This window comes from Microbacterium neimengense, assembly GCF_054782995.1.
On sequence record NZ_BAAGRK010000003.1, the window covers coordinates 1,136,716 to 1,154,608 of the forward strand.

Sequence of the window (17,893 nt, forward strand, 5' to 3'; positions counted from 1 at the left end):
CAGCACCGTAGCCGCTGCGTCGACCGCCCGGGCGGCTACGTGACGAACGCTCATCTGCGGCGCCCTCTGGTGCCCGAGGACCCGCGGTGATAAACTTGAGCCCGTGAGACTCAAGTTTGAGTCCCGGAGATTTCAGGAGAACACATGAACGCCACACAACAGCCCGGACAGGAGGAGTCGCAGAGCGCCCTCGAGCAGTTCGGCATCAACCTCACCGAGCGCGCCCGTCAGGGCAAGCTCGACCCCGTCATCGGGCGCGACAGCGAGATCCGGCGCGTCAGCCAGGTGCTGACCCGTCGCACCAAGAACAACCCCGTCCTCATCGGCGAGCCCGGCGTCGGAAAGACCGCCGTGGTCGAGGGGCTCGCTCAGCGCATCGTCGCGGGCGACGTCGCCGAGAGCCTCAAGAACAAGGAGCTCGTCTCCCTCGACATCTCGGCGCTCGTCGCAGGTGCCATGTACCGCGGCCAGTTCGAGGAGCGCCTCAAGAGCGTGCTGAAGGAGATCACCGAGTCCGACGGCCGCATCATCACCTTCATCGACGAGCTGCACGTGCTCATGGGTGCCGGTGGCGGCGAGGGCTCGGTCGCCGCATCCAACATGCTCAAGCCCATGCTCGCTCGCGGCGAGCTGCGCCTGATCGGCGCCACCACGCTCGACGAGTACCGCGAGTTCATCGAGAAGGATGCGGCCCTCGAGCGCCGCTTCCAGCAGGTGTACGTGGGCGAGCCCACCGTCGAGGACACCGTCGCGATCCTGCGCGGATTGAAGGAGCGCTACGAGGCCCACCACAAGGTCGCGATCGCCGACGGCGCCCTCGTCGCGGCTGCCGCGCTGTCGAACCGCTACATCCCGTCGCGGCAGCTGCCCGACAAGGCGATCGACCTGATCGACGAGGCCGCGTCGCGCCTGCGCATGGAGATCGACTCCGCGCCGCTGGAGATCGACGAGCTGCGTCGCCACGTCGACCGCCTGAAGCTGGAGGAGCTGGCTCTCAAGAAGGAGAAGGACGCGGCCTCGAAGGAGCGCCTCGAGAAGCTCCGGGAAGACCTCCGCGTCGAGCAGGAGCGCCTCGGCGAACTGCAGGCCCGGTGGGAGCACGAGCGCGCTTCGCTCAACCGTGTCGGTGAGCTCAAGACCCGATTGGATGCGGCCCGCATCGACGCCGAGCGCGCTCAGCGCGAGGGAAACCTCGAGCGTGCGTCGCGGCTGCTGTACGCGGAGATCCCGGCGCTCGAGCGCGAGCTCGGCGTCGCCGAGCAGGCGGAGTCGACCGGTGATCGGATGGTTAACGACCAGGTCACCGACGAGGACATCGCCTCGGTGATCGCGGCGTGGACCGGCATCCCGGTGGGGCGTCTGCTGCAGGGCGAGAGCGAGAAGCTCGTGCGCCTGGAGGCGGAGCTCGGCAAGCGTCTGATCGGTCAGAAGGAGGCCGTGAAGGCGGTCTCGGATGCAGTACGCCGCTCGCGCGCGGGCATCAGCGACCCGAACCGTCCGACGGGGTCCTTCCTGTTCCTCGGGCCCACCGGTGTCGGCAAGACCGAGCTCGCGAAGGCTCTCGCGGAGTTCCTCTTCGACGACGAGCACGCCATGGTGCGCATCGACATGTCCGAGTACGGCGAGAAGCACTCCGTCTCGCGCCTCGTCGGTGCCCCTCCCGGGTACATCGGCTACGAGCAGGGCGGTCAGCTGACCGAGGCCGTGCGTCGTCGTCCCTACTCGGTCGTGCTGCTGGACGAGGTGGAGAAGGCGCATCCCGAGGTCTTCGACGTGCTGCTGCAGGTCATGGATGACGGACGCCTCACCGACGGTCAGGGGCGCACGGTCGACTTCCGCAACGTCATCCTGATCCTCACCTCGAACCTCGGCTCGCCGATCCTCATCGACCCGATGCTCACGCTCGAGCAGAAGCGTGAGCAGGTGCAGGTGCTGCTGAGGCAGGCGTTCCGGCCCGAGTTCCTCAACCGTCTCGACGACATCGTGATGTTCCAGGCGCTGAGCCAGGACGATCTCGCGCAGATCGTGGAGCTGTCGGTGGATGCGCTGCAGCGCCGGCTGAAGGATCGCCGCCTCACGCTCGCGGTCACCCCGGACGCCCGGGCCTGGCTCGCCGAGCGCGGCTACGACCCGGTGTTCGGTGCCCGGCCGCTGCGCCGGCTCATCCAGTCCGAAATCCAGGACCGCCTCGCGATGGCGATCCTCTCGGGCGGCGTGCACGACGGCGACGTCGTGCGGGTGGATGTCGCCGCCGACGGCTCGCAGCTCGTGCTGACGAGCACCGGCCCGGCCGCATCCGAGTCCGCTCCGGACGATGACGATGTCATCGAGGCCGAGCTGCTCGACGACTGATCGACGAACGAGAGGCCCCGCATCCCGACGGATGCGGGGCCTCTTTCGTGCTCAGAGGATGCCGGCGAAAGCCCAGACGCCGGTGACGATGAGGGCCGCGATCGTGGTCCACATCGTGATGGCGATGGCCTGCCACACGAGGATCCGGCCCTTGGAGACACCCGCGCCGGCGAGCATCGCGGACGTGAGCTGCGTCGGAAGCAGCAGCGGTCCCAGCAGGCTCACGCCCGGCACGCCGTAGCGCACGAAGGCCCGCTGGAACTTCTCGCGGCGCGGCGACGTCTCCGTGACCTGGCCGCCGGCGGTGGCGACGCGACCGGAGGTCACGGCCGATCGGACGCCCGCACCCACCAGAACCACGATCGCGACGCAGACGAAGTTGCCGACGGCGGCAGCGACGGCGGCGACGATCGGGTGGATGCCGCCGACGATGCCGATGACCGTCGCCCCCTCGCCCTCGACGAACGGGACGGCGCCCGCGAGTGCGACGATCAGCGGCTGCACCAGCTCGGGGACGGTGGCGATGAGATTCTGGAATCCTGCGATGAGATCGTGCATGTCGGCTCCGTCTTGGTGGGATGCGCGGTCGGGGGAACGTCTCCATCCCACCGGGCCGCGTCCTTCGTCGGCAGTGCCGCCGCGTCACCTCCGCCGAGGAGGAAATGGCGGGTCGGCCGTGACTTTTGTCATGCCCGTAGCCTGGTCGGCGTGAGTGCTTCATCACCCCTGGCCGCCGCCGAGCCCGCCGTCGGCCGCGGCGTGCGCGCGACGTGGTGGTACACGTTCTCGTCCGCCGTGTTCTTCGCTGTCGGAACGCTCACGGTATGGGCCATCCCGACCTGGGCCACCGAGCCCGCCACGGAGCTTGTCGTGTTCGCGGCCGCCGCCGTCGCGTGGCTCGTGGCATTCGTCATGACGGGCCTCGACTATTTCCGGGCGGATGCGGCAGGAAGCCGCCGGTGGATGCGCCTCGCCGCCTTCGCCCTCGGTGCCGCGGCGGCCATCGCGATCGGGCTCGTGACCAGCAGCATCACGCTGCCGCTGGCGCTGGTGGGAGCGCTCGTGTGCACCCTGCCGTGGCCGCGGGGCGTGCGCGCGCGGGTCACGGGACTCGTGACCGTGGTGCTCGCCGTGATCGCGGTCATCGAGTACCTGCGGGCGGTGGAGGGCGAGGCGACCCTCGTCTACGGTCCGATCTTCGTGCTCTTCATGTTCCCGGTGGCGTTGCCGATCACCGTCGTCAGCATGCTCTGGTGGTGGGACATCGTGCGCGAGCTCGACCGCGCCCGCCTCACCGAGGCGAACCTCGCGGCGACCCAGGAACGGCTGCGCCTGGCGAGCGATGTGCACGACCTGCAAGGCCACCATCTGCAGGTCGTCGCGCTGCAGCTGGAGCTCGCCGAGCGCTTGAGCGCCGATCCGCCCGCCGCCCTCGAGCACATCCGCGCGGCGCGCCGCGAGGTCGACGAGGCGCGCGTGGGTACGAGGGCGCTGGCCGCGCGCTTCCGCGGCGTTCCGCTCCCGGACGAGCTGGCCAACGCCGCCGACCTCCTGCGCGCGGCGGGGCTCAGCGTCGAGCTGACCGTGAGCCCGGATGCGGCCGGTGCGCCCAGCGACGCGCTCGGGCCGGTCGTGCGGGAGAGCACGACCAACATCCTCAAGCATGGCGGCGGCCGCTTCGCCCGGCTCTCGCTGGAGCGGGACGCCGGCGGCTGGCGGTACCGGGCCGAGAACGACCGCGGCGGTGCGGCCGTGGGGAAGGGCGCGGGGATCGACGGCATGACGGCGCGTCTGGCCGAGGCGGGCGGATCGCTGGTGACAGAGCTCGACGGCGACGTGTTCGTCCTGGACGCGCGCGTGCCGACGGGGGTGAGCGCATGATCCGGGTGCTTATCGCTGACGACGAGGACATGATCCGCACGGCGCTCGCCGCGCTGTTGCGGTTGGAGCCGGACATCGAGGTGGTCGGCGAGTGCGTCGACGGCGAGCAGGCGGTGGCGGCGGCGCTGCGCCTGCATCCGGACGTCTGCCTCTTCGACGTCGAGATGCCGGGCCTGGACGGCATCGATGCCGCGGCGAGGGTGCGCAAGCAGACACGCTCGCGGGTCGTCGCGGTGACGCGGCACGCGCGGCCGGGCGTGCTGCGGCGTGCGCTGCAGGCGGGTGTCGACGGGTTCCTGCCGAAGTCACGGCCGGCGCAGGACGTCGCCGACGTCATCCGTCAGGTCGCCGCGGGGCGCCGGTACGTCGATCCCGAGATCGCCGCCGATGCGGTCGCCGACGAGCGGAGCCCTCTCACCGACCGAGAGCTCGACGTGCTGCGGGCAGGTGCCGAGGGGCAGACCATCGCCACGATCGCCCGCACCCTGCACCTGTCGCCGGGCACCGTGCGCAACCACGTCTCGTCGATCCTCGGCAAGTTGCACCTCGAGACGCGGCAGCAGGCGCTGCTGCGCGCCCAGGAGCGCGGCTGGATCTGATTCGGGGTGCCCGTCCTGCAGGGCTGCGGCCCCGGGCGTTCGTTTCGTCTTGCTGCGCTCGCTCAACGGCCGGGGCGCCCGGATACGCTCGACGGGTGACGGATGTGGCCGAGGCGTACGACCGGCGGGCCGCCGAGTACACGCGGGTGCTGGGGACGATGGCAGCCGCGCACCCCTCCGACCGCCAGCTGGTCGAGACCTGGGCCGACGGCATCCACGGCCGGGTCCTCGATGCGGGATGCGGGCCCGGCCACTGGAGCGCGCACCTCGCCGAGCGCGGCCTCGACGTGCGGGGCATCGACCTGGCGCCGGAATTCGTCGAGACGGCCCGAGCGAATCACCCCGGCATCCGGTTCGATGTCGGCACCATCGACGCGATCGACGAGACCGACGCGGCGCTCAGCGGCATCCTCGCGTGGTTCTCGACGATCCACCACGCGCCGCCGGCGATCGACGTGCCGTTCGCGGAGTTCGCGCGCGTGCTGCGCCCGGGCGGCACTCTCGTGCTCGGATTCTTCGATGCGGATGCGGTCGAACCGTTCGATCACGCGGTCGTCGGCGCGTGGCGCTGGCCCGCCGCGGAGCTGGAGCGGCGGCTCGAGCGGGCGGGTTTCGACATCCTCGAGACGCACAGACGCGCGACCCGCGGCGAACGCCCGGTCGGTGCGATCGTGTGCCGACGGACGGATGCGGTGTAGACAGGAACGGTGCCTTCTCCGCAGTCGCTCGACGACACCGACCGCCGGTTGGTCGCGGCCTGGGCGGCGGAGTGCGCCGAGCGCGTGCTCGCCCTGTTCGAGGCGGAGGCTCCCGGTGACGACCGGCCTCGCGATGCGATCGCCCGTGCCCGTGCGTACGCGCGCGGTGAGCTGGACGCGGCGGGGGAGATCAAGCGGCGTTTCGTCCCCGGCCGGGCCGCACATGCGGTGACCGGCGCCGCGGCGATCGCAGCCGCCCGCTCCGCGGCGCAGGCCGCCGGCGTCGCGCACATGGGGGCGCATGCCCTGGGCGCGGCCGCCTACGCCGCGGTGGCGGCGGATGCGGCGACCCCCGGTTCGTTCGACGGCGAGATCGACGGGCAGCTCGCTCTTCTCACCCCGGACACGCGTGCCGCGCTGCGCCTGCTGCCGTCGGTCGGTCGCGACGCATCGGGCCCGCTGGTCGCGGGCGGACTTCTCGCGCGGGGCCGGCTGGGCGAGGCGATCGCCCGCATCCAGGCGCAGACCGCCGCGACCGGATGAGCGGCGCGTCGTCGTCAAGCCGCGAGGCAAGACGGATGAGGCAGCTTACGGTCGGAGCATGACCCGTGCCCTGGCGACCGTGCGCGCGCTGTGGGCGTCCACGCACCCCGGCCCTGCGCTGATCGTCACGGTGCTCACCCTGGCCCTCGGCGTCTCGGCTGGACTCGACGCGTGGCGCATCGCGTTGCTGACGGTCGCCGTCTTCGCCGGTCAGGTCTCGATCGGCCTGTCGAACGATGCGATCGACGCCGGCCGCGATCGGGCCGTGGGCCGCACCGACAAGCCGCTCGCTCGCGGCGATGTGAGCCTGCGCGTCGCCTGGACGGTGGCTGCCGCATCCGTCGCCTGCGCGCTGGCGCTGTCGGCGCCGCTCGGATGGGGGCTGGTCGCCGCTCAGGCGGTGACGATCGCCTCGGCGTGGCTGTACAACGCGCCGTTGAAGGCCACGCCGTTCTCGATCGCGCCCTTCCTCGTGAGCTTCGGGCTCCTGCCGTCCCTCGCGACCCTGTCGGCCGCGGAGCCGGCGCTGGCGGCGCCGTGGGCGAGCGCTGCCGGCGCGTCGTTAGGGGCTGCTGTGCACCTGGCCAACGTCCTGCCGGATCTCGACGACGATCAGCGCACCGGCATCCGCGGTCTTCCGCACCGGATCGGAGCGCGCTGGTCGGGTGCGTTGGCGGGGGTCGGGATCATCGGCGGTGCGGTGGCGGTGCGGCTGGGCCTGGCGAGGGATGCGGCGCCGATCGTCTCGTGGGTCTTCTTCGCCGTCGTCGTCGGTGTGGCGGTCGTGGCTGTGGGGTGCGCGTGGGCGCGCCGCCCGGGACGCATCGTGTTCCGCCTCGTGATGGGTGCCGCGCTCCTGCTCGCCGCGCAGCTCGTGGCGACGGGCGGCTCGCTCACCGCCTGAGCGGTTCTACCCGGCGCACTCCCGCGACTCGTCCGTGATGATCCAGGATGCGGCGTCGCGGTGCATCACGACGGTGCCGCAATCGCCGCCGGAGTATGTGACGAACAGGGTGGCGTCGGTGGCCGTCTCGGACTGCACCTGCACGTCGACGTCGGCATTCTGCCCGGTGGCGCGGTAGAGCTCCGAGGTGGTCTGGATCATCTCCTCGCAGGTGGTGAGGCCGAGCCCGTTCTGATTGAGCTCGGCGAGCATGCGCTCCGCGAGGGCAGGCGACAGTGCTGCGCACGCCGCGGCGGGGTCGGGGGTCCGGGTGGCCGCGAACCAGGCACGAAAACTCTCGACGGGGCCCTCGGTGTCATCGGATGCGGCGGGAGCGGGGGTCGTGGCCGGCGCTTCGGTCGAAACCGCGCTGGACGATCCGGCCGGCTCGGGCGGAGCGCTCGGAGCGGCTGTGCACGCCGTCAGCGCGAGCGCCGCCGCAGCCAGGGTCATCGTGCCGAGGAGTCCGAACCGTCGCATGCTCACGGATGAATGCTGTCAGATCGGCTCGCGCGCCGCGGGCGCCTGTGAGCAACCTCAGCGCGCATCGGCGTCGAAGCCCATCGCATAGGCGCGCGTCAGCACGGCCCCGACGGGGCTGCGCAGCAGCATCCCGAGCGCCGTACCGCGGATGCGGTGGGCCGCCGCGCCGGCCGGGCGCCCGAGTGCGGTGTTCACGCTCGCCATCGCGGCCGCGAGCCGCGCGGAGCGCACGCGGCGCCGTTCCCACCGCTCGAGATCGGCGGAGGAGGAAGTGCCGATGCGGAGCGCCTCGGCGATCAGCGGGGCGAGCGTCGCCGCATCCAGCAGCCCTAAGTTCATGCCCTGCCCGCCGATCGGGCTCACCTCGTGCGCCGCGTCACCCACGACGACGAGGCCGCCCCGCCGCAGGCGCGGGGCGACGAGGCGCCGCACCCGGAAGGAGGTCACGACCTCCATGCGGTCGGCGGCCTCCTCCTCGCCGCGCTCGCGCAGCGCGCGCCGCATCCGCTCATGTCGTGCGTCGGGCTCGTCCGGGCCCCCTTCCGCGTCGTGCAGCACGAAGCGGCGGGCGGAGCCGGGCAGCGGGAAGGACTCCATGACGCCGGCGGCGTCGAGTCGGATCACCGCCACCGGGTCGGAGGCGGTGAGCGCCGTGTCAGTCATGAGATAGCGGTCGCGGTACTCGTGCACACGCAGGGCGGCGGGGCGGTAGGCGAGCTCCCGGCCGCCCCAGCCGCTGGCAACGATGACCACGGGCGCGGTGAACTCGCGGCCCTCGACCGAGCGCACCCGCATCCGGTCGCCCTCGCACTGCACGGCGGTCACCGTGACCCCGCGCTCGACGGGCCCAGCAAGATCGGCCAGCACGCCCTCGGTCATGCGTTGGGGCAGGGTCGCGACGAAGGGGAAGCGGGCGGACAGTCGGCGGAAGTCGACCGTGCCCAGCAGTCGGCCGCCGGCGCGTGCTTCACCGCGCTCGACGCGCACGGCGTCCTCGAGCAGCCGCGCCGTCGCGCCGGAGGCCTCGAGTGCTGCGAGCGTCGGCGGATGAATGCCGATCGCCCGTGTGCCGTCGCCCGGGCCGGGACGCTTCTCGAGCGCGGTGACATCCACCCCGAGCCGGCGCAGCTCCGCCGTGAGCAGCAGCCCGACCGGACCCGCGCCGACGACGACGACGTCAGGCACGTGCGTCCCTGACGGCCAGCACCCGGAAGCGGGCCGGGCGCTCCACGCGCCACCCCTCGGGCAGGCGCGACGCGAGCTCGGCCGCCCGATAGCTGCGCCGGATGGAGCGGAGCCCGTCGGTGCGCAGGAAGGTGCCGGGGGCCAGAGGCAGGATGCCGGCGTTGTAGAGCGCGTACGCCAGGCGTCCCCGCTCGATGTCGCCGTGCAGGACGAGGCCGGTCGACAGCGCGGCGGAATCGTCGATGAACGCGGCGAGCTCTGCCGCATCCAGATGGTGCAGAACGTGGTTCGAGATCACCGCATCGAAGCGCTCCCCGCTCTCGCGCAGAGCACCGGAGTCGGTGCAGACGAAGGACACATCGGATGCGGTGCGTGCCGCCGCGGCCTCGATGGCGCGCGGGTCGGGATCGGCGCCGATCCACTGCAGCCGCAGTCCGTCGGCCCGGGCGAGCGCGGCCAGATGCGCCGCCACGTCCCCGCCGCCGCACCCCAGATCCAGCACGCGTGCCGGGCGTCCGAGGCCAGCCAGATACGGACGGAGCGTCCGCCGGTAGACGCCGGCCCACCCTGCGACCAGCCGATTCACGAGACCGAAGCGGCGGTACGTGGCCGCGAGAAGCCGCGGGTCGCACGCCGGATCGTCCATCAGCTCGCGGAGCGACGCATCGCGCTCCGCGAGGTTCACGCGTCGCCTCGCACGAGCAGACGCCCGGACTCGACGGTGAGACCGGGCCCGAAGGCCAGCAGTCCCAGTGTGGTGCCGTCGACGAGGGCGGGATCGCGCCGCATCCGGTCGAGGATGAACAGCACGGTCGCGCTGGACATGTTGCCGAATGCGCGCAGCACCTCGCGGGACGGGGACATCTGCTCCTCGGTGAGCCCGAGTCCGGTGGCCACCCGATCCAGCACGCTGCGTCCGCCCGGGTGGATCGCCCAGGCGGTGGCGCCGTCGAGGTAAGCGACCGCCGCGGCGACCTCGCGCCCCACGATGCGGGGCACCTCGGGAGTCAGCGTCATCTCGAAGCCGTGGTCGCCGACGGTCCACACCATGTCGTGCTCACCCTCGTCGCTGAGCGCGGTGCGGAACTCGTCCAACTCGAAGCGGCGCCCCGCGTGCTCTCGCGAGGTCACGACAGCCGCCGCGGCTCCGTCTGCGAAGAGGGACGCGGCGACGATCTGCTCCGTGTCGTCGCTGACGCGCAGGTGCAGGGAGCACAGCTCCGCGCAGACGACGAGAACCACGGCGCCCGGCTGCGCGACGGCGATGCGATGCGCCGCGCGCAGCGCCGGCACGGCGGCCGCGCAGCCGACGAACCCGTGGTGGTAGCGCTCGGTATCCGGACGCAGGCCCAGATCGCGCACGAGCAGCATGTCGGGGCCGGGGGCGAACAGTCCGGTGCAGCTGACGGTGATGACATGCGTCACCTCGCCGGGCGTGACCCGGGCATCGGCCAGCGCCGCTCGGCCCGCCCGCGCGAACAGGTCGGGCACGAGTCGGCGGAACTCGGCATTGCGTGCGGCTGTGGTGGGGTCCAGGAGTCGGTCGCCCTCGCGCACGACGAGAGCCTCCGGCGGGGCGTCGCCGGTGAGGGATGCGAGGACGGTGTGGCGCGTGTCGATGGCCGCGGCGTCGAAGGCGGCACCGAGGATCCGCTGCGCCCGGCGGTCGAGGTCCGGCTGCGCGAGGAAGAGGTCGCGGATCTGCGACTGGGTGAGTCGGGTGTCCGGCACGGCCGTGCCCACTCCGACGATGCTCGGGACCATGCCTCACGATAGGCACGTCCGGTGTCGACGTGGCGCAGGCTGGTGCCCGGATGTGGCGGCGTCTAGAGTGCCTCGCCCCGAAACGACAGCTCGCCTGTCACAGATCGACCGCGGAGCGTCGATCTGTGACAGGCGAGCCGGGGGGAGCGCGGTTCCCCTGTCACAGATCGAGCCTCGGGAGGCGATCTGTGACAGGGGAGCGACGGGGTGCGGGCGGGCTGCTCACGCGGGCGCGCCGCGCGCGGGGAGTGCCGCGGGGCGGAGGGGGTCAGTCGTTGACGACGACCGACTCCTCGATGGGGCGACGGACGCGGGGAGCGCGCTCGCCGTCACGGGCGAATTCGGGGGCGTCCTCGATGGTGCCGAGGTTGCCGACGGCCATGATCGAGAAGGGCGTGAACTCGGGGGCGAGCTCGAAGGCCTCGGAGACCGCGGCCGCGTCGAAGCCGGTCAGCTGGTGGGTGTACAGGCCGTTGGCGTGAGCCTGCACGGTGAAGTGCGCGGCGGCCTGGCCGAGGTCGTAGAACGCAGAGGGGAACTGGTGCTCGCCGCGCGAGGTCTCGGCGATGAAGACGACGAGTGCGCCTGCGGGGGCGGCCCAGGCCTGGTTGAACTCGACCATGCTGGCGACGACCTTGGCGTGGGTCTCGGTGCCGCGGCGGGCCACGATGAAGCGCCACGGCTGGTTGTTGTAGGCCGAGGGGGACCAGCGGGCGGCCTCGAGCGCGCCGCGCAGGGCGTCCTCGTCGATGGGGGTCACGCTGTCATAGGCGCGGGTGCTCCAGCGCTGCGAGAGCACGTCGAGAATGGGCGCGTCGGTGGGTGCGGTGCGGTCGAGAGTGTCAGACATGAGGATCTCCTCGGGGGTCGAATATGCGGGGGGACGTCATCGGCCCGATCCATGCAACGGTATACAGAGGCGGAATGTTCCCGGATCCGAGCCGGGTGTGAATGTGGAAAGAACTTCACGGCGCCGACCACGTACCCGCGGCATCCCACGCCCTACCGTGGACGCATGGTGATCGCGACGGCCGATGTGTATGACGAGCGGGGTGAGCAGCTCGACTCGCTTGCGCTGCAGCTGCGGGACCTGGGCGGAAGGCGGGCGTTCGACGGCCCCGTACGCACGGTGCGCTGCCACCGCGACAACGCGCTCGTGAAGTCGGTGCTGCAGACGCCGGGAGACGGCGCCGTGCTCGTGGTCGACGGCGGCGGGTCGCTGGAGTCCGCGCTGGTGGGAGACATCATCGCCGGCGCCGCGGTCGAGAACGGCTGGGTCGGCATCGTCGTGTTCGGTGCCGTCCGTGATGCGGCCGTGCTCGCGACTCTCCCGCTGGGAGTGAAGGCCCTCGGCACGAACCCCCGCAAGAGCGCGAAGGACGGCGTCGGCGAGGTCGATGTGCCGGTCGAGATCGCGGGCGTCGTGTTCGTGCCCGGCCGCCACGTCTGGGCCGACGAGGACGGCGTGCTCGTCGAGCGCTGATCCGCATCCGCCCTCGACAGCCGCGCCCCGTGGGAGCAAGCTGAGCGTGACGATCGAGGGGGATCACGATGTTCACACCGGATGCCGCGTTCAGCGGTTTCAGCATCGACGACACGGATGCGGCCCGCACGTTCTACGGCGATGTGCTCGGCCTCACGGTCGTCGACAACCCGATGGGCTTCCTGGAGCTCGAGCTCTCGTCGGGGGCGCGCGTGCTGTTGTACACGAAACCGAATCATGAGCCCGCGAGCTACACCGTGCTGAACTTCCCCGTCACCGACATCGACGCGGCCGTCGACGACCTCCGCGCCCGAGGGGTGGAGACGAAGATCTACGCCGACGAGGAGTTCGCGACCGACGAGCGCGGCATCCTCCGCGGCGACGGGCGCGGTCCCGACATCGCGTGGTTCACCGACCCCGCCGGCAACGTCCTGGCGGTGCTGCAGGCCTGAGACCCGGTCAGGGCAGCCGGGGCCAGGTGGCAGGGCCGGCCGATCCGGCCGGGTACTCGTCCAGCGGCGTCTCGCCGCGTCGCCACGCATCCAGCACCGGCTGCACGATGCGCCAGCACTGCTCGGCCGCGTCGCCTCGCACGGCGAGCGCCGCATCCTGGTCGAGGATGCTGGAGAGCACCTCGCTGTAGGCGAGAAGTGCGCCGTCGCCGAGCGTCACCTCCACGTCCTCCCGCACGAGCGAGAACGGTTCCTCGTTGCCGTTGACGTTCAGGCCGAGCGAGATCTTGTCGGGGCCGAGCGAGAATCGCAGGGTGGAACCGGGCGCGTGTCCGGTGAAGCCGGCCGGCAGATGGCGCACCGGTCGGAACGTCAGCACGATCTCGGTGTCTTTGCGTCCGAGTGCTTTGCCCGAGCGCAGGGTGAAGGGCACGCCCTCCCACCGTGCCGTGCGCACCTCGAGGGTGACCTCGGCAAGCGTCTCGGTCTGGCGCGCGGGGTCGACGCCCTGCTCCTCGGCGTAAGCGGGGAGCTCCTCGTCGCCGACGGTGCCCGCCGTGTAGCGCGCGCGGCGGGCCGAGCGCACGGCGTTGTCCTCCCACAGTGACGTGGCCCGCAGCACGGCCGCGGTCGCATCGCGCAGATCGGTCTCGTGCAGCGTGGCCGGCGGCTCCATCGCCACGATCGCCATCACCTGCAGCAGGTGGCTCTGGATCATGTCGATCAGGGCGCCCGCCTGGTCGTAGTAGCCCGCGCGATCCTCGAGCCCCAGCGTCTCGTCGAAGCGGATGACGACGGCCTCGACGTCTTCGGCCGACCACGCCGGCTCGAACAGCCGGTTGGCGAAGCGCAGACCCAGCACGTTCAGCACGGTGGAGCGGCCGAGGAAGTGATCGACCCGGAAGATCTGGTTCTCGGGCACCACGCGGCGCAGGGTCTCGTTCAGCGATCGGGCGCTCGCCTCATCCGTGCCGAAGGGCTTCTCGAGCGCGAGAGTGAGCCCTTCGGGGACGTCCATGCCCGCGAGTTGCTCGCACGCGGCCTTCGCGACCTGGGGCGGGACGGCGAAGTAGAACACCGGGCGACCCTCGACCGCATCCAGCACGCTCTTCAGGTCTTTGGCGTCGGTCGGATCGGCGACGATGTAGCGCGCGTCCGCGACGAGACGGTCCACCGCCTCCCCGTGTCCGTCGCCGACGCCTGCCTTCAGCAGGTCCCGCCACTGCGTGTCGCTGAGCTCGCGTCGGGCGGCCCCGAGCAGGTGCACGGTGCGGCCGGGTTCTCGATCCAGCAGCTGAGCGAGCGCGGGAAGCAGCAGCCGGGACGTCAGGTCGCCGGTTGCGCCGAAGATGACGAGCGTGGTGTCGGTCACGCAGGCCACGTTAGTCCCCGCTATGAGTTGCCGCGCCGGACGCGGCGAAGGCCCCGCCACGCGGCATGATCGGAGCATGAGCGTCCCCATCGAGGACTACGCCGTCCTCAGCGACTGCCGCACCGCTGCCCTGGTCTCGCGCGAGGGCAGCATCGACTGGTTCTGCGCACCGCGGTTCGACTCCGCCTCCGTCTTCGGCGCGGTCCTCGGCGAGAACGAGCAGGGCACGTGGCATCTGCGACCGGAGGATGCGGATGCCGTCGCGAGCCGGCACTACGACGGCGACACCTTCGTGCTCGTGACCCGGTGGGAGAGCGGGAGCGGCATCGCCGAGGTGCACGACTTCCTGCCCATCGACGGGGGACGCGTCGACATCGTGCGCCGCATCGTCGGTATCAGCGGCGTCGTCGAGTTCACGACGCATCTGCGGATCCGCTTCGATTACGCGCGCGCGATCCCCTGGGTGCGTCAGGTGGGGGATGCGGACGCTCCCGCCCTCCACGCGATCGCGGGCCCCGACGCCCTCGTCGTCCGCGGCGTCGCGCTCACCCCGCACGGGCGCGCGCACCGCGGGCGCGTGAGCGTCGCCGCGGGCGAGACGGCCGACCTCGTGGCCACCTGGAACCCGTCCTACCTGCCCACGCCGGAACCGCTGGACGTGGATGCGGCGCTCGCGCACACGCGAACCTGGTGGACCGGCTTCGCCGCATCCATCGATCACGACGGACCGCACCGGGACGAGGTCGTGCGCTCCCTGCTCGTCCTGCGGGCCCTCAGCCACCAGGACACCGGCGGGATCGTCGCCGCAGTCACCACCTCGCTCCCGGAGCAGATCGGGGGAGAGCGCAACTGGGACTATCGGTACGTGTGGCTCAGGGATGCGGCCCTCACCCTCGAGGCGCTCGTCGCGCACGGATTCCTCCAGGTCGCCGAGCAGTGGCGGTCCTGGCTCATCCGTGCGATCGCGGGAGATCCGCGGCAGATGCAGATCATGTACGGCGTCGCCGGGGAGCGCGACCTGCCGGAGCGCCAGCTGACGAGCCTGCCCGGCTATGAGGGCTCGGCGCCGGTGCGCGTCGGGAACGGTGCGGTGAACCAGTACCAGGCCGACGTCGTGGGTGAGGTCATGGTGTCGCTCGAGGCGGCCCGCGTCGCAGGAGTCCCCGACGACCCGCTCGCGTGGGCCCTGCAGCGCGCGCTGCTCGACGGCGTCGAGGACCGGATCGACGAACCCGACAACGGCATCTGGGAGGTGCGCGGCGATCCGCAGCGCTTCACCCAGTCCCGCGCGATGATGTGGGCAGCGTTCGACCGCGGCGTGCGCGCGGTGCGCAGGTACGGGCAGGACGGACCGGTCGCGAAATGGGAGGCGCTGCGTGACCGGCTGCGCGACGAGATCGACACCCACGGGGTGGATCCCGCATCCGGAGCGTTCGTGCAGCACTACGGCTCCACCGAGGTCGACGCCTCGCTGCTGCTGCTGCCGCAGGTGGGTTTCTGCGAACCGGACGATCCGCGCATGGCAGCCACGGTCGCCCGCATCGAGGCGGAGCTGATGCCCGACGGGCTCGTCAACCGCTACCGCACGCAGACGGGCGTGGATGGGCTGGCGGGCGGGGAGCATCCGTTCATCGCCTGCACCTTCTGGCTCGTGGAGCAGTACGCCCGCATGGGCCGGGTCGGCGATGCGCAGGCGCTCATGGACCGCGCCTGCGCGACCGCGAACGATCTGGGACTGTTCTCCGAGGAGTACGACCCCACGGCTCGCCGCCAGATCGGCAACACACCCCAGGCGCTGTCGCACCTCGCTCAGGTGCGCGCGGCCGATGCGATGGGCGGACACGGCGGCCGCGCCGCCCACCGCACCTGAGGTCGCGTTTCGTCTCCTCGCTGCGCTCGTCGCTCAACGACCGGCGGGGCCCTACCGGTCGTTGAGCGAGCGCGGGGGCTACCGGTCGTTGAGCGAGCGGAGCGAGACGAAACGGGGGATCAGCTGCGCGAGAGTGCCTCCGACAGCTTCACGCGTGCCCCCATCCGCAGCAGCGAACGGCTGTAGATGCGCGAGCCGACCCAGATCGCCAGGACGCACGTGATCGCGAGGACGACGAGCGAGACCAGCGGCTCCCACCACATCGCGTCGCCGAGGTAGAGGCGCAGCGGCATCGCGACCGGAGCGGAGAACGGCACATACGACATGATCGTCAGCACGAGCGGGTTGTCGTTGAAGAAGATGACCAGGAAGTACGGCAGCATCACGAGCATCGTGAGCGGCGCGGTCGTCGAGCCGATGTCTTCCATGCGCGACACCATGGCGCCGGCCGCGGCGAACAGGGCCGCCAGCAGGATGAAGCCGAGGAGGAAGAAGATCGCGAACCACACGATGGGCCCGCCGAGGCCGGTGAGCACGAGGTCCTGCCCCGTCACCGAGAGTCCGACGATCGCGATCGCCGCGAGCACCACGATCTGACCCATCGCGAGGATCGTGTTGCCGATGATCTTGCCGGCCATGAGAGCCCGCACCGGGATGGCGGAGATCAGCAGCTCCACGACGCGCGTCTGCTTCTCCTCGACGACCGACTGCGCGATCGTGCCGCCGAAGGTGGATGCGGCCAGCAAGAACACGATGCCGAATCCGAGAGCCACGAAGTACCGCAGCAGGAAGTCGGTGCTCGAGGGGTCGAGCAGGTGCACCGGCGGCGACTGGCTGAGGAGCGGGAGCAGCCCGGAGGGTAGATCGTCCTTGCCGACGATCGTGTAGTCGAACGCGCCCGAGGCGGTCGCATCCGGAACGTCCGCGCTGGGGACGAGAGCCGCCTCCACGGTGCCGTCGGTGACCAGCGCCATGGCGGCGTCGGAGGAGTCCGCATCCGTCACGTCGAGTCCTGAGGCACCCGCGACGACGGATGCGGTCGCCGGTGTCACGGCCACCTTGATGCCGCTTGTGTCGCTCGCCGTGAACCCGCCCCAGACGACCGCGCCGAGCGCGAGCACGAAGAGGATGACGGTGGAGATCACGAACGACTTGCTGCGCAGCTTGGAGCCGATCTCGCGCTCGGCGACCAGCCAGACGCTCTGCGCGGTGGTGGGGGCTGTGGGGACGTGCGCGTTCATCGGATGACCTCCCGGAAGATCTGCGTGAGAGTGGGGCGTTGCGGCGAGAAGGCGTCGACGTCGCCGGACGCCGCCGCGCGGGAGAGGACGGCGCGGGCGACGTCGGGGGAGGCCTCGAACACGGCCTCACCGCCGGCGAGCTCGACGACCGTGACGTCGGGCACGTCGCGGAGCCAGCCCAGGTCGCCGCCGGTGACGAGCTCGTAGCGGGGCGAGCTGTACTCGGCGCGGAGCTGCTCTCGACCGCCCGCCGCGCGGATCGTGCCGCCCGCGATGATGACGAGGTCGTCGCAGAGGCGTTCGACGACGTCGAGCTGGTGGGACGAGAAGAGTACGGCGACGCCCGCCGCGGCGCGCTCCGCGAGCACGCCCGCGACCACCTCGACCGCGAGCGGATCCAGGCCCGAGAACGGCTCGTCGAGGATGAGCACCTCGGGCTCGTGCACGAGGGCCGCGGCGATCTGCGCGCGCTGCTGGTTTCCGAGCGAGAGGGTCTCGACCGTATCGCCGAGGCGCTCGCCGAGTCCGAGGCGGTCCAGCAGCTTCTCGGCGTTCGCGGTGGCCGCGGCCTTGCTGTAGCCGTGGAGGCGGGCGAGGTAGGCGATGTGCTCGCCGACCTTCATCTTGGGGTACAGGCCCCGCTCCTCGGGCATGTAGCCGAAGCGGCGGCGGTCCTCGCTCGTGATGGGCGTGCCGTCGATCTCGACCGTGCCCGCATCCGCCGCGAGCACACCCAGCGCGATGCGCATTGTCGTGGTCTTGCCGGCGCCGTTGCCGCCGACGAAGCCGGTGAGTCGGCCGCTCTCGACGGTGAACCCGACATCGTCGAGCACCCGGCGTGTGCCGTAGTTCTTTGTCACTCCTGACAGGCGCAGCATGCGTCCTCCTTGGTCCGTGCTCCGACGTTACGTCCGCAGCATCCCCGCGCACCTCCCTCCCCGGAGGGGTTCGCGTCCTCCCCCTTCCGGCGGAGCACCTTCCGGCCGAGGGTCCCGCGGGACCCGGGGGTGGGCCGATCTGGTGGAGT

18 protein-coding genes are annotated in these 17,893 nt (G+C 71.4%); 9 read left to right on the top strand and 9 right to left on the bottom strand.

Going from position 1 to position 17,893, the window contains the following annotated elements; genetic code table 11:
* Nucleotides 1-144: 144 nt before the first annotated feature.
* Nucleotides 145-2,352 carry an ATP-dependent Clp protease ATP-binding subunit gene (locus tag ACYVJS_RS08270; protein WP_460739465.1) on the top strand — a complete coding sequence of 736 codons (2,208 nt, stop codon included), beginning with the start codon at nucleotides 145-147 and terminating at the stop codon, nucleotides 2,350-2,352.
* Nucleotides 2,353-2,403: 51 nt separating this feature from the next.
* Here ACYVJS_RS08270 and ACYVJS_RS08275 read toward each other — a convergent pair whose 3' ends face one another.
* Nucleotides 2,404-2,910, bottom strand: coding sequence for a small multidrug efflux protein (locus ACYVJS_RS08275; protein WP_460739467.1), 507 nt, complete (start codon nucleotides 2,908-2,910; stop codon nucleotides 2,404-2,406).
* A 150-nt stretch (nucleotides 2,911-3,060) separates the two neighbouring features.
* On the opposite strand from ACYVJS_RS08275, the gene ACYVJS_RS08280 reads away from it, so the two are divergent.
* From ACYVJS_RS08280 to ACYVJS_RS08300, 5 genes are all read left to right on the top strand, one after another.
* Nucleotides 3,061-4,233, top strand: a complete 1,173-nt coding sequence (locus ACYVJS_RS08280) for a sensor histidine kinase (protein ID WP_460739468.1) — start codon at nucleotides 3,061-3,063, stop codon at nucleotides 4,231-4,233.
* Nucleotides 4,230-4,832 carry a response regulator gene (locus ACYVJS_RS08285; protein ID WP_460739470.1) on the top strand — a complete coding sequence of 201 codons (603 nt, stop codon included), beginning with the start codon at nucleotides 4,230-4,232 and terminating at the stop codon, nucleotides 4,830-4,832. Before ACYVJS_RS08280 ends, ACYVJS_RS08285 begins: the two co-directional genes overlap by 4 nt.
* A gap of 95 nt (nucleotides 4,833-4,927) precedes the next feature.
* The gene (locus ACYVJS_RS08290) at nucleotides 4,928-5,530 is read left to right on the top strand and encodes a class I SAM-dependent DNA methyltransferase (protein ID WP_460739472.1); all 603 of its coding nucleotides are present in this window, start codon (nucleotides 4,928-4,930) and stop codon (nucleotides 5,528-5,530) included.
* A gap of 9 nt (nucleotides 5,531-5,539) precedes the next feature.
* Nucleotides 5,540-6,073: a putative immunity protein gene (locus ACYVJS_RS08295; RefSeq protein WP_460739474.1), complete on the top strand. Its 534-nt coding sequence runs from the start codon at nucleotides 5,540-5,542 to the stop codon at nucleotides 6,071-6,073.
* Nucleotides 6,074-6,131: 58 nt separating this feature from the next.
* Nucleotides 6,132-6,977, top strand: coding sequence for a UbiA family prenyltransferase (locus tag ACYVJS_RS08300; RefSeq protein ID WP_460739476.1), 846 nt, complete (start codon nucleotides 6,132-6,134; stop codon nucleotides 6,975-6,977).
* 6 nt (nucleotides 6,978-6,983) lie between these two features.
* On the opposite strand, the gene ACYVJS_RS08305 is transcribed toward ACYVJS_RS08300, so the two are convergent.
* The 5 genes from ACYVJS_RS08305 to ACYVJS_RS08325 form a co-directional block, all read right to left on the bottom strand.
* The gene (locus ACYVJS_RS08305; protein ID WP_460739878.1) at nucleotides 6,984-7,496 is read right to left on the bottom strand and encodes a hypothetical protein; all 513 of its coding nucleotides are present in this window, start codon (nucleotides 7,494-7,496) and stop codon (nucleotides 6,984-6,986) included.
* A 57-nt stretch (nucleotides 7,497-7,553) separates the two neighbouring features.
* Entirely contained in the window at nucleotides 7,554-8,684 is a 1,131-nt protein-coding gene (locus ACYVJS_RS08310) for an FAD-dependent oxidoreductase (RefSeq protein ID WP_460739478.1), read from the bottom strand.
* Nucleotides 8,677-9,369: a methyltransferase domain-containing protein gene (locus ACYVJS_RS08315; RefSeq protein ID WP_460739480.1), complete on the bottom strand. Its 693-nt coding sequence runs from the start codon at nucleotides 9,367-9,369 to the stop codon at nucleotides 8,677-8,679. Before ACYVJS_RS08315 ends, ACYVJS_RS08310 begins: the two co-directional genes overlap by 8 nt.
* The gene (locus ACYVJS_RS08320; protein WP_460739482.1) at nucleotides 9,366-10,448 is read right to left on the bottom strand and encodes a type III polyketide synthase; all 1,083 of its coding nucleotides are present in this window, start codon (nucleotides 10,446-10,448) and stop codon (nucleotides 9,366-9,368) included. Before ACYVJS_RS08320 ends, ACYVJS_RS08315 begins: the two co-directional genes overlap by 4 nt.
* 268 nt (nucleotides 10,449-10,716) lie before the next feature.
* Nucleotides 10,717-11,298: a nitroreductase family protein gene (locus ACYVJS_RS08325; RefSeq protein ID WP_460739484.1), complete on the bottom strand. Its 582-nt coding sequence runs from the start codon at nucleotides 11,296-11,298 to the stop codon at nucleotides 10,717-10,719.
* A gap of 165 nt (nucleotides 11,299-11,463) precedes the next feature.
* Between ACYVJS_RS08325 and rraA the strand changes: the two genes are divergently transcribed.
* Both rraA and ACYVJS_RS08335 read left to right on the top strand, forming a co-directional pair.
* Nucleotides 11,464-11,931, top strand: coding sequence for a ribonuclease E activity regulator RraA (gene rraA / locus ACYVJS_RS08330; RefSeq protein ID WP_460739486.1), 468 nt, complete (start codon nucleotides 11,464-11,466; stop codon nucleotides 11,929-11,931).
* Between the two features lie 68 nt (nucleotides 11,932-11,999).
* Nucleotides 12,000-12,383, top strand: a complete 384-nt coding sequence (locus ACYVJS_RS08335) for a VOC family protein (RefSeq protein ID WP_460739487.1) — start codon at nucleotides 12,000-12,002, stop codon at nucleotides 12,381-12,383.
* A 7-nt stretch (nucleotides 12,384-12,390) separates the two neighbouring features.
* Here the strand turns inward: ACYVJS_RS08335 and ACYVJS_RS08340 are convergent, their stop codons facing one another.
* Entirely contained in the window at nucleotides 12,391-13,755 is a 1,365-nt protein-coding gene (locus ACYVJS_RS08340; RefSeq protein WP_460739488.1) for a glucose-6-phosphate dehydrogenase, read from the bottom strand.
* Between the two features lie 76 nt (nucleotides 13,756-13,831).
* Between ACYVJS_RS08340 and ACYVJS_RS08345 the strand changes: the two genes are divergently transcribed.
* Nucleotides 13,832-15,625 (top strand): glycoside hydrolase family 15 protein, encoded by a 1,794-nt coding sequence (locus ACYVJS_RS08345; protein WP_460739489.1) that lies wholly within the window; start codon nucleotides 13,832-13,834, stop codon nucleotides 15,623-15,625.
* Nucleotides 15,626-15,744: 119 nt separating this feature from the next.
* Here ACYVJS_RS08345 and ACYVJS_RS08350 read toward each other — a convergent pair whose 3' ends face one another.
* Together ACYVJS_RS08350 and ACYVJS_RS08355 are read right to left on the bottom strand one after the other, a co-directional pair.
* Entirely contained in the window at nucleotides 15,745-16,866 is a 1,122-nt protein-coding gene (locus ACYVJS_RS08350; RefSeq protein ID WP_460739490.1) for an ABC transporter permease, read from the bottom strand.
* The gene (locus ACYVJS_RS08355) at nucleotides 16,863-17,744 is read right to left on the bottom strand and encodes an ABC transporter ATP-binding protein (protein ID WP_460739491.1); all 882 of its coding nucleotides are present in this window, start codon (nucleotides 17,742-17,744) and stop codon (nucleotides 16,863-16,865) included. The genes ACYVJS_RS08350 and ACYVJS_RS08355 overlap by 4 nt, the downstream gene beginning before the upstream one ends.
* Between the last annotated feature and the right edge of the window lie 149 nt (nucleotides 17,745-17,893).

Excerpts from the sequence above, each read along its gene's own strand:
- ACYVJS_RS08270 (WP_460739465.1), top strand. The coding sequence starts at position 145 with ATGAACGCCACACAACAGCCCGGACAGGAGGAGTCGCAGAGCGCCCTC.
- ACYVJS_RS08275 (WP_460739467.1), bottom strand. The coding sequence starts at position 2,910 with ATGCACGATCTCATCGCAGGATTCCAGAATCTCATCGCCACCGTCCCC.
- ACYVJS_RS08285 (WP_460739470.1), top strand. The coding sequence starts at position 4,230 with ATGATCCGGGTGCTTATCGCTGACGACGAGGACATGATCCGCACGGCG.
- ACYVJS_RS08300 (WP_460739476.1), top strand. The coding sequence starts at position 6,132 with ATGACCCGTGCCCTGGCGACCGTGCGCGCGCTGTGGGCGTCCACGCAC.
- ACYVJS_RS08305 (WP_460739878.1), bottom strand. The coding sequence starts at position 7,496 with ATGCGACGGTTCGGACTCCTCGGCACGATGACCCTGGCTGCGGCGGCG.
- ACYVJS_RS08320 (WP_460739482.1), bottom strand. The coding sequence starts at position 10,448 with ATGGTCCCGAGCATCGTCGGAGTGGGCACGGCCGTGCCGGACACCCGA.
- ACYVJS_RS08325 (WP_460739484.1), bottom strand. The coding sequence starts at position 11,298 with ATGTCTGACACTCTCGACCGCACCGCACCCACCGACGCGCCCATTCTC.
- rraA (WP_460739486.1), top strand. The coding sequence starts at position 11,464 with ATGGTGATCGCGACGGCCGATGTGTATGACGAGCGGGGTGAGCAGCTC.
- ACYVJS_RS08335 (WP_460739487.1), top strand. The coding sequence starts at position 12,000 with ATGTTCACACCGGATGCCGCGTTCAGCGGTTTCAGCATCGACGACACG.
- ACYVJS_RS08345 (WP_460739489.1), top strand. The coding sequence starts at position 13,832 with ATGAGCGTCCCCATCGAGGACTACGCCGTCCTCAGCGACTGCCGCACC.
- ACYVJS_RS08350 (WP_460739490.1), bottom strand. The coding sequence starts at position 16,866 with ATGAACGCGCACGTCCCCACAGCCCCCACCACCGCGCAGAGCGTCTGG.
- ACYVJS_RS08355 (WP_460739491.1), bottom strand. The coding sequence starts at position 17,744 with ATGCTGCGCCTGTCAGGAGTGACAAAGAACTACGGCACACGCCGGGTG.